Genomic DNA, 13,475 nt, shown 5'->3' on the forward strand with positions numbered 1-13,475 from the left:
CATATAGACTTCCTTTGAATATTATTGAAACTTGGCTAAAGCTTTTTCAAAACGATTTAAACCTTCTTCAATATCTTCAATTGGAATGATCAAGGAGGGAGTAAAACGAACCACGCTGACCCCAGCAACCAAAGCCAACAAGCCTTCTTCCGCTGCCAGATTTACAATCTGCTTCGCCTGACCTTTATATTCATCTTTCAATTCACAACCAAGCAGCAGACCTTGACCACGGCATTCTTTAAATAATGGATATTTGCTATTGATCTCATTCAGGCGTTGCAGGAAATACTGCTCACGCTGTTTCACGCCTTGCAGAACATGCTCTTGCTTGACAAAATTAAATACTGCACCTGCAACTACGCAGCCCAAAGGATTGCCGCCATAAGTCGTGCCATGATCACCTACGGCAAACATATTGGCAAAATGGTCCGTGGTCATCATCGCCCCAATTGGGAAACCACCACCTAAGGCTTTTGCTGTAGTTAAGATGTCAGGAGTGACGCCACTGTTCATGTAGGCATATAACGCACCGGTACGCCCTACCCCTGTTTGCACTTCATCAAAAATTAAAACTGCGCCCTGTGCATCACACAGTTGACGTAAACCCTTCAGGAATTCAACATCAGCAGGAATCACACCGCCTTCACCCTGAATCGGTTCCACAATAACCGCGCAGGTATTTGGACCAATTGCTGCTTTTGCTGCATCTAAATCATTAAAAGCAATATGCTGAATGCCTTTTGGCAAAGGTGCGAAGTCTTTCGAATATTTTGGCTGTCCACCTGCTGTCACGGTAAACAACGTACGGCCATGGAATGAACTTTCAAAAGAAATAATCTCATTCTTTTCCGGATTACCGCTTAAAGTTCCGACTTTACGTGCCAGTTTCAGCGCGGCTTCATTTGCTTCCGCACCTGAGTTACAGAAAAAGACTTTATCTGCAAAGGTACTCTCAACCATTGAGCCTGCCAGTTCTAAAACAGGTTCATTGGTATAGCCATTACCGATATGCCATAATTTTTGTGCTTGATCAATTAATGCAGACACTGCAACCGGATGACAATGTCCGAGTGAATTCACAGCAATACCGCCTGCAAAATCAACATATTCCTTGTCATTTTGATCCCAGATCCGAGATCCTTTACCACGTACTGGAATAAAATTTGCGGGTGCGAAAACAGGCACCATCCAGTCATTAAAGTTCTGTCTTGTTACAGGATTATTGGTGATATCTGCTTTAAAATTCGTATTCATGTCAGCTCTGCTTCAAAAAGGAAGTTAAGGTTGGTCTAGGCTTAGCCTGGGAAAATGCCACGTTCTTGTCGTGCTTTTAAAATACGCTCACATGCCAAAACATAAGCTGCGATTCTCAAGCTACATTTTTTATCTACTGATGTTTTCCAAACATCTGCAACAGCACTTACCATTAATTTATCGAGGCGTTCATTAATTTCGGATTCGCTCCAGAAATAACTCGCCATATCTTGTACCCATTCGAAATAACTGACAGTTACACCACCGGCGTTACAAAGCACATCAGGAACAATAGTAATATTTCGTTTTATACACACATCGTCTGCTTCTGGACGTGTTGGACCATTCGCCGCTTCCAGGATCAGTTTTGCACTGAGGTTCTGTGCACGTTCCGCAGTGATTTGACCTTCTAGAGCCGCAGGAATCAAAATATCCATTGGTACAGTCCAGAACTCGTCATTGGAAATTACGCTTGCCTGAGGGAAGCCATATATACCCTGATGTTCTGCAACATATTGTTGTAATGCACGGATATCAATGCCTTCAGGATCGTAAATAGTTCCGGTATGGTCTTGAATCGCAACCACCTGCGCACCGGCCTCATTAAACAAGTAAGCCGCCTCATTACCGACATTACCGAAACCTTGGATTGCGACTTTACAGTTTTGAATATCTAACTTGATAATTTTTGCAATTTCGGAGCCTGTAATAAATACACCGCGACCCGTTGCCCGAATTCGGCCTAATGAACCACCTAAATGTAGAGGCTTGCCTGTCACCACACCTGTCACAGTATGTCCTTTGATACTGGAATAGGTATCCATGATCCAGCCCATAATTTGCTGGTTGGTACCGATATCAGGTGCAGGAATATCCACTTGTGGCCCAATTAATGGACTAATTTCACTGGTATAACGACGCGTTAAACGTTCTAATTCTCGTAAAGACAGTTTAGTCGGATCAACAGCAATACCGCCTTTTGCACCACCGAATGGTAAGTTTAAAATGGCTGTTTTAATCGTCATTCCCGCAGACAAAGCCATTACTTCTTTTAGCTCGACATCTGGATGATAACGAATACCACCTTTGCCTGGCCCACGAGATAAATTATGGTGAACACGGTAGCCTTCAAAATGCTGAATACTACCGTCATCCATAACAATAGGCACATCAACAATTAATGATCTTTTGGTACGCTTTAGCGTATTCACATAATTGCCCAGGCTTGAATCTAAATAAGGAGCAACACGATCAATTTGAGTTAGATAAGTTTGCCAAGGATCGTATTTAGTAGAGTTAGCAGCTTCAGACATCAGTTTTCCTTAACTATTTTTAGTAAAATCGCACTTTGTTTCTAGCCTGAATGCAATAATTCGTTAAAATTATTTGATCAACGTAAATCACTGCATTGTTAGGTGTAGAGCTATTATCTACAATCAATTTGATCACAAAAAGTTTTTAAAATGATTAATTTGATCCAATTTTTATCAATTTGAGTATTGAGAAATACAATATGAACGAAATAGACAGCAAAATACTGGGATTACTACGAGAAAATTCACGTATTTCTATTACTGAAATCGCTCAAAAAACCAGAACGTCTAGAGCTACAGTTCAAAAACGTATTGAATATATGGAAACCACAGGAATCATTACAGGATATACGGTAAGGATTAAACCCAATGCCAGCCCCAACAAAGTTCAGGCCTGGATGAGTATTATGGTAGAGGGAAACAAAGCCACATCTGTGATTAAAGAGTTAAGACTCAATCCTGCGATACAAACCCTGCATACAACCAATGGAAAATGGGATTTATTAGTCGAAATTCAGGCAGATAGTTTAATCAATTTTGATTTGATCTTGGGTCAGGTCAGGAATATTGCAGGCATTTACAATACAGAAACCAGTATTTTACTTTCCACTTACAAGACCTGATGTTTATACCTCTCAACCAGGTGGATGCATATTGAAAAGCTATAAAACTGCTTTTTATAAAGTCGCAGTCTCCAATCACAGGGATCAAGATGAAATTAGATCTTTATCAAAATGAAGCAGATAGACAAGCGATAAAATCGTCCTAGAAGAGTATTTTTATAGAATATTATTTCGAAAGTTTTGAGTAGACGAGTCAATTCGGTAATCAGTTCTATAGTCAAACTACTTTATTATTCATACAGGATTCGAAAAAAACTTGAAATAACTTGTACTAGCTCAAACCTGATCTGACAGTTACCCATTTTTTATTGTGCCTGTCAGGTTAAATTTGAGCTAAATTCTTCTCAGCCCAAATTTGTTTTCCATCAAGTAAAGTTTCAAATGGTGTACGACCACAGCACATTTTTCCTTGATGAGTCCGTTCAGTATTATAGAATTTCAGCCAGTCGTCTAGATCCGTCTGCAACTCTTCTAGTGTGCTATAAAGCTTGGCGAATTCAAACATGAGGTGCGACAGTTTCAAAAGTCTTATGATAATCAACAAGCTGAGCAAATTTCTCTAATGGTGTAAGCCAATCTAACGCTTTTCTAGGACGAGTATTCAGTGACATGGCAACTTGATTTAAATAATGCTGATCTGCCTGATTTAAATCAATCCCTTTAGGTAAATATTGCCTAATTAAACCATTCATATTTTCGCATGTGCCTTTTTGCCAGGGTGAATGTGGGTCACAAAAATATACATCTATGCCTAAATCTTCTTCGAGTATTTTATGTTCTGACATCTCACGTCCACGGTCATAGGTCAACGTTTTACGCAGTTCTGCAGGTAAATATTTCAGAGCTTCAGTTAAAGCCTTGCGCACTGATTCTGCCTTTGCATCAGGTAATGTTGCCAAGATACAGAGTCGTGTATTTCGTTCAATAAGTGTTGCTATCGAACTTTTATTGTCTTTACCTTTAATTAAATCGGCTTCCCAATGACCCGGTATTTTTCTTTCTTGAACTTCGGTTGGGCGCTCATGAATAGTTTTAATATCCTGTAATATAGAATCTTTTTTAGGTTCACCGTTAGCTTTTCGCTTTTTATTTTCATGACGCAGACAGGATAATAAGTCTTTTTTCAACTCACCCTTTGGTAATGCTCGTATCGTTGAATAAATCGTTGTATGGCTTACATTCATTGTTTGATCCAAATCAGGAAATGTCTTTAAACGCTTTGCTATTTGCTGAGGAGACCATAAACAACGAATCGCTTCAACAATAAATTTCCAGAGGATTGAATCAATTTTGAGTTTTCTGTAACCACGTCTACGTCTAGCGAAGGTGTTATCAGAAGCATATCGAGCTTGATAAACGTCATTGATGCTATTTCTTTTAAGCTCACGATAGATCGTACTAGGATGTCTTTTAATGAGTTCAGCAAATTTTCTGGCTGAAAAGCCTTCTTTTCTTGACTCAAGCATTAATGCAGTACGATCTTCAAAGTTAAGATGATGGTATGACAATTTTATATACTCCATAAACCCTTTAAATTAATTAGGTGGTTTATGTCGCACTTCAAGTTTTACTCTGCCCTTTTTCCTAAATGTAATTTGATAAAACTCCTGCAGTATTGTTTTATGGAAGCGTTCACAGATCCCATTCGTTTGTGGTGAAGCTGCTTTTGTCTTCGTGTGATCAATGTCATTGAGGGCTAGATACAACTCATAGTCATGTTGTTCCACCTTCCCGCAATACTCGGTTCCTCTGTCTGTAAGAATGCGAAGCATTGGTAAATCCTGGGATTGATAGAAAGGTAATACACGATCATTGAGTAAATCAGCCGCTGTAATTGGTGTTTTGGTTGTATAGAGCTTGCAATGAACGACCTTGCTATAAGTATCGATAAATGTTTGCTGGTAGATCCGTCCAACACCCTTGAGATTCCCGACATAAAAGGTATCTTGCGCACCTAAATAGCCTGGATGAGCTGTTTCTATTTCACCACATGCCACATCATCTTCATGCTTACGCTCAAGTGCAGCAATCTGATGATCATTTAGTTCGATACCATCCTGCGCCACTTTAGCTTCGAGAGCTTTTAAACGCTTCTTAAAGTTCTCCAAATCATGGCGGAGCCAAATAGAGCGAACACCACTCCCTGAAACAAATACACCCTTCTTGCGCAATTCGTTACTGGTACGATGCTGACCATAAGCTGGATATTGAATTGCGAAATCAATGACCGCTAGCTCTGTAGCATCATCTACACGGTTTTTTAGATTAGGCACTCGACGGGACTTATTGATCAATGCATCAATGTCACCAGACTGTACTAACTCCTGATAGCGATAGAAAGTATCTCTAGAGACACCCATCACTTTGCATGCTCTAGAAACGTTCTGAAGTTCTTCGGCTAAATTGAGTAAGCCTACTTTGTGTTTGATAATTTGATTGTTAGTATGCAACATAAGAAAGTTACCTTTGTTTGATTAAGATTTCGACACCTTTATCAAAACGGGTAACTTTCTCTTTTTCAAGAAGAATGTCCGATCAAGTCTGAACTAATACAAATAACTCATCGACTGAGTCGATCAACCATTCTTTACGCTTACGTTTAACCCATGCCCACATCTGTTCTATAGGATTTAAATGAGGGCTGTATGCAGGAAGCCAAAGAATTTTATGCCCTTGTTGTTCCAATAACTCCTGAATATCTGCTCTTTTATGAAATGCTGCATTATCCATAACCACTACACTATTTTCTGGTAATGTTGGTATGAGGAATTGCTCAATCCAAAAATGAAAAACATCTGAATTGATTTTGCAGTCAAATAAACCGACTGAAAATAACTTACCCTCATAGATTGCTCCAATGGCATTGGTCTGATTCTTTAATTGCCAATTATATTGCCCTAAACAAGGTACTCCTTTTCGTGAGTAGCCATGAGGTCTGTAATCATGTGACTTAAAACCACTTTCATCCACATAAATAATCGGGTGGTTTGTTCCTAATTCATTCACTTGCTGAATAAATTTATCCCTAAGCTTTGTATCTGCTTTAGGATGGCTTAACGTCTTTTTTTAACTGTAATATTTAAGCGCTTTAATGCAGCACCAATAGATGAAACACCACAATTAAAACGTGCAGCACGTTCATATTGATAAGCATCAGGATACTTTTCAACATCTTCACGTAAAGCATCATCGTTAATTTTAGAAGGTTTACGTACACGAGTTTTTTTAATCTCTATACGTTTTTTCCATTCAACAATGGTATTTTTATTAATTTCAAATTGTGCAGCTACCGCTCGAATAGAATAACCTTCCTCAAGTTTAGCTAAAATTTTACGTCTAAAATGTTCTGAATAACTCATTGCACCATTGTATTGGTTTTATAATGATTTGACTATATAGATTCATGTGAGTTTGAAAGTGCATAATCAATTGCTTGCTGTTTAAATTCAGGACTAAAACGTTTAGCCATTCTTGTATCTCCAAAGTTAACGTTACGTTATCTTTAGAGGGAAATGCTGTCCATTATTTTGGCTAGGATCAAAAAATCACTTGATTAATTTTAGGAATATCAATCCCTTCATTAAAAATATCAACCGTAAAAATCATTTCAATACGATGGTTATCTGCCGAGCTGATTGACTCGATCGCAGCTGTTCGCTGTTCCGTACTATTTTCGCCACTTAAAGCTATACTTTGAATCCCTAAGAGATTCATTTTCCCTGCAAGCTCTTTCGCTTCCTTAACACTAGAACAAAAAACTAAGGCTCTTAATTCACCGTTATCTGTACCAAACTTATCTGAAGCTTCTTTAATCTTTCGAGCACGCTCATCACTAATTAAATGACCAAAATCAGTATTATCATCAACCAGCTCACCATCTATTTCTAAATCTGAAATTCCAAAATAGTGAAAAGGACAAATGAGATTACATTCCATGGCTTTTTTAAGCCTAATTTCATAGGCTATATTGTAATCAAATGCTTTGAAAATATCGATACCATCACTTCTTTCTGGAGTCGCAGTCATACCTAAAAGAAATTTGGGTTTGAAATATTCTAAAATTTTTAAATAGCTAGCAGAACCTGAACGATGACTTTTACAATATAGTCAAAAGCTTCTGGTGAAAATTGAGTTAAATGATGATCTCTAGACAAAGACTGTATAGTGGCAAAAATATTGTCATACCCGGCTATATCTCGATTTGATCCTGAGAAAATAGCAGATTTAAAATCAGCACCAAATACATTTTTAAAAGCCTGTTGAGCATCAATAAGAATGTTTTCTCGATGCACAATAAAAAGTATACTTTTTGCTTTGAAATTGCGTATATCAAAAGCTGAAAGATAAGTCTTTCCTGTACCTGTTGCAGAGATGAGCAAAGCCTTAGTAACATTGCCCTCTCGTAATTTTTCCAAACTACTCAAAGCTTCTTGTTGCATTAAATTAGGTGTAATTGAACTAGAAAGCTTTATGTTCTGTTGTGGTAGTTTCTGAACAAATTGATTTTGAGCCTGATATATTTCACTATATTGTGCTAAATATTCTTCGGTCAACTCTTGTGCAGCGTCGAATAAAGTCTGCTTTTTGAGCAAAATATCTCGCATAATTTTACTTTGAGGCAAGGCCCGAATAAAAATATTAAGCTCCTCATTTTTATTCAGTGCATTCGCGGTTAAGTTACTACTCCCTAATAACACACTCATATGATCTTTATGTTCAAATACATAGGTTTTCGCATGCAAGTCAGATTGTATATCTATACAAACTTCAAGATTTTTAAAGCTTTTTAGTCTTTTTAAAGCCTCTGGTTGAGTAAAATTAAGATACTGAGAAACTAAAACTCGACCAGGAATATTTCTGCGTTGTAAATCTTCAAGCAGAGAATAAAGGGTATTAAAACCACTCATACTTAGAAAAGCTGTAGTGAACCAAAACCGTGTGCAGTGTTCCAGCTCACCTTCAAAGGTATTGATCACTTTTTCTGATGGATAATTATTTTGTACCAACTTAGTTTGATAAATATCTTCTGAATAGGAAGATTGATCAATGAAGCTTGTAATTAACCCTTTACTCAATGCATCTAGAATCATTTTCTTTGCAACTCATCAACAATAGGTAAATCTGCTGCTGCCCAGTCGAGAGTAGTTAGTTCATTAATAGTCAACCACTGATAATTCACATGTTCTAATAACTGTAAATCCTTATCGTTGCTATGACATAAGAATGTATTTAAAGAAATACTAAAATCAGGATAGTCATAGTCGACCGTAATAAGATGTGAATCTACTACAATCTCCATGTTTAACTCTTCTTGAATTTCACGAATAATTGCTTGCTCTGGCGTTTCATCTTGCTCAACTTTCCCACCAGGAAATTCATATTTCAAAGAAATATAATCATATTTAGATGGTGCTCTTTGTACACATAAAATTTTATCTTCATGTTTGATTACGGCAGCAACAACAGCAATTTTTTTCATAGACAATATTTTTTAGATAAATGAGAATCTTACTATAAGCATAAGACTTAGATAAGACAGGCCTGTAATAATTAAACATTTTGAATAGCTATCAAAATAAGACCGTCTCTTATCAAGTTTGTGGGGTCAATCCGAACCCTCTTACTTTTCAAAAATTTCATGTTTAAATGTAGTGGCCGTACAATCGCCCACTTATTTTTAAAAATCACATTTACATATAACAATTTACCCATGTAAATTATGATTTATTTTAGTTGCTCACCTTTCAGTGTCACACGATCAAAACTATACACATGGGCAAAAGGACTCTCAACGCACCGTCCCACTAAAGGCATCTTTTGATCTGGTTTCCCACTTTTTAAGAGGACATCAGAAGCACATATCGGGCATGTACCTTTAAACTTTGTCACCCGAGTAATTTGATTTCTCTCTTTATCCCGATACATTTCAAGATCAGCATGATCTTCAGCGAATGAAATAAAACTCATAGGGGCTTTAATTACACGATGCTCTGGTAAATTCCATAACGGAATTGCCCAGTACTTAAACATAATAAATGAAAAGAAAATCAGACAACTAATCCAAAATAAGTCCAACGATGTAAAAGATTGTTCATCACTAACCAATACCAATGAAAAAATAAAAACATAAATAGCCCAGCCAATCACACTACCAAAGAGTACGGTAATCATTACCAGTCCTCTCAAGCTCTTATTTTTTAACTCGCCATTTTTAAAAATGAATTTATAAAACCACGACAGTTGAATGTCGGCAGGATTATTTCGCTCATAATGAACAATATTATCTTCAGGACTCTGATTATCTTCATCAACTTTAGCTGTAATTTTTTTTATTTCCAACCAATATATTCGCTCATTCCCCTTCCCACCCTTAGTATCATTTGTATTTACAAATGGGATGTATCCAAGCTCATCAAACACTGCACTGTGCCGGTGAATAACACACTTTAAAAAATCATTTAATCGTGAGTCATTGATCCATTTTCCAAGTTCTTTAGAATCCATTCTTTCCGCTGACAATTTTCCATCAACAGCAACTTTCAATTGCTGCCTGGAGTAAGTAACTTTCTCTTCAAAACCACTCTTATAACTCTCAATTGTTTTTTCAAATAACACCTTTAAACAATCATACGCCCTGTTGATCGTAGGCTGGCTCACTAGTAAGCCATAAAATAATTTTAGTACTTTTATTTCTATTTCAGTCACTTATACACCCCACTTACCCGTATTACCCCTGTTAATACGGTGTTTTAGCGATTAAATCACAGTCATAGTAGGAGAGTAAATTAACTTGCTAAAGGATTTGTACTCATGACTATGTATGTTGCTCTCAATGAAAATAATAATCTGGTCCAAATAGAAAATGTTGAACGTGGCTTAGCGTGTAAATGTACATGTTTTGAATGCGGTGAAACTGTCATTGCACGCAAAGGTGATATCAAAGAGCATCATTTTGCACATGCCAGCAATAAGGAGAGCTGTAACATTAATCCAGAATCTGTACTACACAAATACGCCAAAGAAGTCATTTTAGAATCTATGGGTTTAATGCTTCCTGCGGTCCCAAATACTGAAGACAATGAAGCTGCATGGTGGACATTTGACAAAATTATTCCTGAATTTCACTTAGGGTTAATTCGTCCTGATTTAGCCTGTTATTACAATGATGAACCAGTATTTATTGAAATTGCTGTCACACATTTTATTGATGAGAATAAACTCAAGATCATTGAATCAATGAACGTTAATACATTAGAGATTGATTTATCGAGCTTATTACAGACTGAACTTGTAATACCAAGTGAACAAGCAAAGAAACTGATCCTTGAAAGTCTGGATCATAAAAGTTGGCTTTATCCTCAAGCCCCTAAAGTGATTAAAAATGGAGTTGAAGGGAAAATATCTAAAAATCCACTTGAAGCAACTGAACAACTCGCAACAAACACGACTCCTAATGTTTCATCTTGGGAAGATTATCAATTTACCATCAATGGAATATGGGTACGTGCTCGCAAATTTTCGAGTGGAATGCTATCCGTGAATTGTATTTACAACCCCGAAATCATTGCAATTCTAAAGCAATGGCGGAATGAAGGTGGTGGCCGTTTTGATCAAAAATATCGTTCATGGAACTATTGGCAACCGTTCTCTGCTACCGTCTTAGAAAGGTTAGAACAAATGCACACACCCAAAGATATAAAGCACTACTAAGGTACTTTATATCTTTATTACATTCAAGTACTTAAATATATCTATTGAAAATAAATTCTTTAATACACTTGGGCTAATATCTTTTTATCTTTTCCCCCCAACCAAACTAAATACTCATTCTCTATTGCCTGCTTATACGCCCAGTCGGCAACCCGATGCGAACGTTGCAGATCGGTTAGAAAACCTAATTGAGAAATCTCTCGAATAATAGATTGATCATGCAGATGATTACGCTCCTGCCACTGATGTAAGAATTGCTGTGATGCTAAATAATTACTTTTTTGTGAGTTGCATTTTTCATCCGCCAGGACAAAGTTATGTCCGGTATCGGCAGGATATAAAGACCATGGAATAAAATGATCCACTGCATATTTAGATTTTTTAGGCTTTTACCGCAATAAAAACACTGGCATTCTTGCAAATCAATCAGAAAGTCTGCGACCTGTCCTAGTTGGTTACGACTCGGTGCAAACATGAATTCATCTAGGTCAGGTAACCCATCTAATACAACCAGGTTCTGCTTATTCAGCCGGACAAAATCAATCCAGCGCTTCTGGCAAAGCTCTTCAATAATTTCACTAAACTGTCTTAAACAATACATCACTTTGGGTAAAAGCTTGAGGGACTGTTTGGAGTCTTCAAGGCAATAGAGAAATTCTACCGTTTGACCATTCAGATTCTGCAAATATACTACCGGCATTTGCTTTACCGTTGTCGCAACTGTTCGCTTCAGCCTGTTCCAGTAAAGTACATCCTTTCTCAACGCGGCCAAAGTCTTGAATTGTTGCTGTGCATTCTGAATTTCACTGATGATCTTTGCCTGCTTACCAGTGCTTTGATGAATAGTAAAAGGCTCATACTGGTTAAACTGAAACGGCAGTGACTGTTTCCAGTACAGGTCAATAAACTTTTCAGCAATATCCTGATATTCCAAATGCAAGGCAGCACCGGTATCTTGACCCTGTTCAATCGCCAGACGCGTGATACTTATCAGCAAAGCAAACTTATATGTCGAAGTAAAAGTCCCTGACTGCAATATCTGCTGAATATGCTTCAAGAATTTCAGCTGCTCGTTGGGTGTAGGTTTATTATTTTCTATAAAGTGATCATCCTGCCACATGTTGAAGCTTCACCTGTCTTTGTAATCCTGCTTCCGTAGCGATTTCCATCATTTTCGCATTTTGAATGGCTTTTTTACGTATAGCTGAAAGGGTTTCTTTAAACTCGTGCTGATTACCTTTCAAATTGAGTGGCAGTATCGTTTGTTCAGAAACCTTTTCCTCAACATTCCAAGGTTCTTCACAAATTATCCAGGACACATATGCATTATCTTCAAGCCATGCATCCAGCCATTGTTCACCTGAATGCGTGAAAGTCATGCGATTACCTGACCCTACTCTTCTAAGCGGATACCCACTCATCTCAGCCAGAAGTATGCCCAATGTTCGTCTTAGCGTTGAACCTTCTGCGTTACCTGCAAAGTGTGTTTTAAGCCGTATTCTCAAGTTTGATTTACTATTTGGTTTAGTCTTTTTGTCAGGCGATATGCCAACATACAACAAAGTATATTCTTGATACGTTATACAGTTTTTTGTTGGGATTCCCGGTGGATTTGTTTTGAACCACCAAAAATAAATCCCGTGTTCTGCAGGAATCAAAGAGGGCTCTTTCATTAACTCGGCACGCTTGTATAAACGCTGCGGGTAATAATCAAAAGCATGTGATTGCTTTTTCCATATTACGTTGATCCACTCTTCTGTACGGTCTGGACGTTTATCTACAGTAATCCATTGCTGTAACAGTAAAGCCTGATCTATTTGTTTAAATAAGTCGTAAGCTTGCTGCTCATTCAAGTCAGTAAAGCTGCGCCCTTCTTTCTCACGGTCTGTATCGCCATATTTAAAAGACATGTAACACACCCCATTTGGCTTTAATGCTTTAAATATGCGCCCCAGCACTTCAGTCAGGCGATCTCTTTCACAGTGCAAAAGAGAAGCACAGGCCCAAATACCATCATACTTAGCTACTTCATTCAGCTCATAAAAACTTTGCTGACGTACCTCGATGCCTGTCAGCTCTCTCGCCTTTTCAACCAGCTCGGCAGAATAATCAATTGCCTCAACTTGATAGCCTTTTTTCTTAAATGCCAAAGTGTCCCGCCCCGAGCCACAGCCCAAATCTAGGATAAATGCCTGTTCCGGCAAATATCTTAGAAATGGTGCGTAAAGACTTTCCATTTCAACCTGATAGGTATTTTCAAAAAATGATTGAGCATGTTGATTGTAATAATTTGATGTTTGATTCATTGTCTAAAAGCCAATATCTTATGTTAAAGAACATACTGATATTTCACTAGATAAGTCAAATGATCAGTCCTATGAATGAATCAAACTCTTATTTCACTGTATCCGGACAACTGGGATAGAAACCAAATGTTTTCTTGTAAATGGGAAAAAAATGGGCTTCAGATTTCGCAATAGCATTTAAATGGAGAGGTGGATACGGAAAATTTGAGCATTGTTATTGTAATAATCAGCTGTACTTATCCTTACCCTATTCATTCTAATCCGTCATG

Annotated in this window: 12 protein-coding genes and 4 pseudogenes; 2 read left to right on the forward strand and 14 right to left on the reverse strand. The window is 37.6% G+C overall.

Annotation, left to right across the window (positions count from 1 at the left end; translation table 11 throughout):
- Window positions 1–21: 21 nt before the first annotated feature.
- Together HGD77_RS14905 and HGD77_RS14910 are read right to left on the reverse strand one after the other, a co-directional pair.
- Entirely contained in the window at window positions 22–1,254 is a 1,233-nt protein-coding gene (locus HGD77_RS14905; RefSeq protein ID WP_165353935.1) for a bifunctional succinylornithine transaminase/acetylornithine transaminase, read from the reverse strand.
- 41 nt (window positions 1,255–1,295) lie between these two features.
- A complete protein-coding gene (locus HGD77_RS14910; protein ID WP_085064713.1) occupies window positions 1,296–2,567 on the reverse strand; it encodes a Glu/Leu/Phe/Val family dehydrogenase in 1,272 nt (423 codons plus the stop codon).
- Window positions 2,568–2,767: 200 nt separating this feature from the next.
- Between HGD77_RS14910 and HGD77_RS14915 the strand changes: the two genes are divergently transcribed.
- Window positions 2,768–3,190, forward strand: coding sequence for an Lrp/AsnC family transcriptional regulator (locus tag HGD77_RS14915; protein ID WP_085064714.1), 423 nt, complete (start codon window positions 2,768–2,770; stop codon window positions 3,188–3,190).
- Window positions 3,191–3,512: 322 nt separating this feature from the next.
- On the opposite strand, the pseudogene HGD77_RS14920 reads toward HGD77_RS14915, so the two are convergent.
- From HGD77_RS14920 to HGD77_RS14960, 9 genes and pseudogenes are all read right to left on the reverse strand, one after another.
- Window positions 3,513–3,680, reverse strand: a pseudogene (locus tag HGD77_RS14920) (IS481 family transposase); the annotation flags it as partial.
- 7 nt (window positions 3,681–3,687) lie between these two features.
- Window positions 3,688–4,656 (reverse strand): IS30 family transposase, encoded by a 969-nt coding sequence (locus tag HGD77_RS14925; protein ID WP_228761480.1) that lies wholly within the window; start codon window positions 4,654–4,656, stop codon window positions 3,688–3,690.
- 111 nt (window positions 4,657–4,767) lie between these two features.
- A pseudogene (locus HGD77_RS14930) lies at window positions 4,768–5,643 on the reverse strand (IS481 family transposase); the annotation flags it as partial.
- Between the two features lie 82 nt (window positions 5,644–5,725).
- On the reverse strand, window positions 5,726–6,196 hold the full coding sequence (locus HGD77_RS14935; protein WP_228761445.1) for an IS630 family transposase: 471 nt from the start codon (window positions 6,194–6,196) through the stop codon (window positions 5,726–5,728).
- A gap of 47 nt (window positions 6,197–6,243) precedes the next feature.
- The gene (locus HGD77_RS14940) at window positions 6,244–6,549 is read right to left on the reverse strand and encodes an IS630 transposase-related protein (RefSeq protein WP_000122230.1); all 306 of its coding nucleotides are present in this window, start codon (window positions 6,547–6,549) and stop codon (window positions 6,244–6,246) included.
- A gap of 178 nt (window positions 6,550–6,727) precedes the next feature.
- Window positions 6,728–7,216, reverse strand: a complete 489-nt coding sequence (locus tag HGD77_RS14945) for a DEAD/DEAH box helicase (RefSeq protein ID WP_085064814.1) — start codon at window positions 7,214–7,216, stop codon at window positions 6,728–6,730.
- Window positions 7,217–7,254: 38 nt separating this feature from the next.
- The gene (locus HGD77_RS14950) at window positions 7,255–8,280 is read right to left on the reverse strand and encodes a DEAD/DEAH box helicase family protein (protein ID WP_085064815.1); all 1,026 of its coding nucleotides are present in this window, start codon (window positions 8,278–8,280) and stop codon (window positions 7,255–7,257) included.
- Window positions 8,277–8,669 carry a (deoxy)nucleoside triphosphate pyrophosphohydrolase gene (locus HGD77_RS14955; protein WP_085064816.1) on the reverse strand — a complete coding sequence of 131 codons (393 nt, stop codon included), beginning with the start codon at window positions 8,667–8,669 and terminating at the stop codon, window positions 8,277–8,279. The genes HGD77_RS14950 and HGD77_RS14955 overlap by 4 nt, the downstream gene beginning before the upstream one ends.
- Before the next feature lie 245 nt (window positions 8,670–8,914).
- Entirely contained in the window at window positions 8,915–9,895 is a 981-nt protein-coding gene (locus tag HGD77_RS14960; protein ID WP_085064817.1) for a hypothetical protein, read from the reverse strand.
- A 105-nt stretch (window positions 9,896–10,000) separates the two neighbouring features.
- Here HGD77_RS14960 and HGD77_RS14965 point away from each other — a divergent pair, with 105 nt between their 5' ends.
- Window positions 10,001–10,900, forward strand: coding sequence for a competence protein CoiA family protein (locus tag HGD77_RS14965; protein WP_085064818.1), 900 nt, complete (start codon window positions 10,001–10,003; stop codon window positions 10,898–10,900).
- A gap of 59 nt (window positions 10,901–10,959) precedes the next feature.
- On the opposite strand, the pseudogene HGD77_RS14970 reads toward HGD77_RS14965, so the two are convergent.
- The 3 genes and pseudogenes from HGD77_RS14970 to HGD77_RS17180 all read right to left on the reverse strand — a co-directional run.
- Window positions 10,960–12,020 (reverse strand): annotated as a pseudogene (locus tag HGD77_RS14970) (HNH endonuclease).
- On the reverse strand, window positions 12,007–12,573 hold the full coding sequence (locus HGD77_RS17255) for a GIY-YIG nuclease family protein (RefSeq protein ID WP_323848103.1): 567 nt from the start codon (window positions 12,571–12,573) through the stop codon (window positions 12,007–12,009). Before HGD77_RS17255 ends, HGD77_RS14970 begins: the two are co-directional and overlap by 14 nt.
- Window positions 12,574–12,627: 54 nt before the next feature.
- Window positions 12,628–13,206, reverse strand: a pseudogene (locus tag HGD77_RS17180) (class I SAM-dependent DNA methyltransferase); the annotation flags it as partial.
- Window positions 13,207–13,475: the final 269 nt, after the last annotated feature.

Source organism: Acinetobacter sp. NEB149 (assembly GCF_012516415.1).
In the GTDB taxonomy this organism is placed as follows: domain Bacteria; phylum Pseudomonadota; class Gammaproteobacteria; order Pseudomonadales; family Moraxellaceae; genus Acinetobacter; species Acinetobacter lwoffii_V.

Bases quoted from the DNA above. Each gene is read 5' to 3' on its own strand.
- HGD77_RS14905 (WP_165353935.1), bottom strand. From the start codon at position 1,254: ATGAATACGAATTTTAAAGCAGATATCACCAATAATCCTGTAACAAGA.
- HGD77_RS14910 (WP_085064713.1), bottom strand. From the start codon at position 2,567: ATGTCTGAAGCTGCTAACTCTACTAAATACGATCCTTGGCAAACTTAT.
- HGD77_RS14915 (WP_085064714.1), top strand. From the start codon at position 2,768: ATGAACGAAATAGACAGCAAAATACTGGGATTACTACGAGAAAATTCA.
- HGD77_RS14925 (WP_228761480.1), bottom strand. From the start codon at position 4,656: ATGCTTGAGTCAAGAAAAGAAGGCTTTTCAGCCAGAAAATTTGCTGAA.
- HGD77_RS14940 (WP_000122230.1), bottom strand. From the start codon at position 6,549: ATGAGTTATTCAGAACATTTTAGACGTAAAATTTTAGCTAAACTTGAG.
- HGD77_RS14945 (WP_085064814.1), bottom strand. From the start codon at position 7,216: ATGACTGCGACTCCAGAAAGAAGTGATGGTATCGATATTTTCAAAGCA.
- HGD77_RS14950 (WP_085064815.1), bottom strand. From the start codon at position 8,280: ATGATTCTAGATGCATTGAGTAAAGGGTTAATTACAAGCTTCATTGAT.
- HGD77_RS14955 (WP_085064816.1), bottom strand. From the start codon at position 8,669: ATGAAAAAAATTGCTGTTGTTGCTGCCGTAATCAAACATGAAGATAAA.
- HGD77_RS14965 (WP_085064818.1), top strand. From the start codon at position 10,001: ATGACTATGTATGTTGCTCTCAATGAAAATAATAATCTGGTCCAAATA.
- HGD77_RS17255 (WP_323848103.1), bottom strand. From the start codon at position 12,573: ATGAAAGAGCCCTCTTTGATTCCTGCAGAACACGGGATTTATTTTTGG.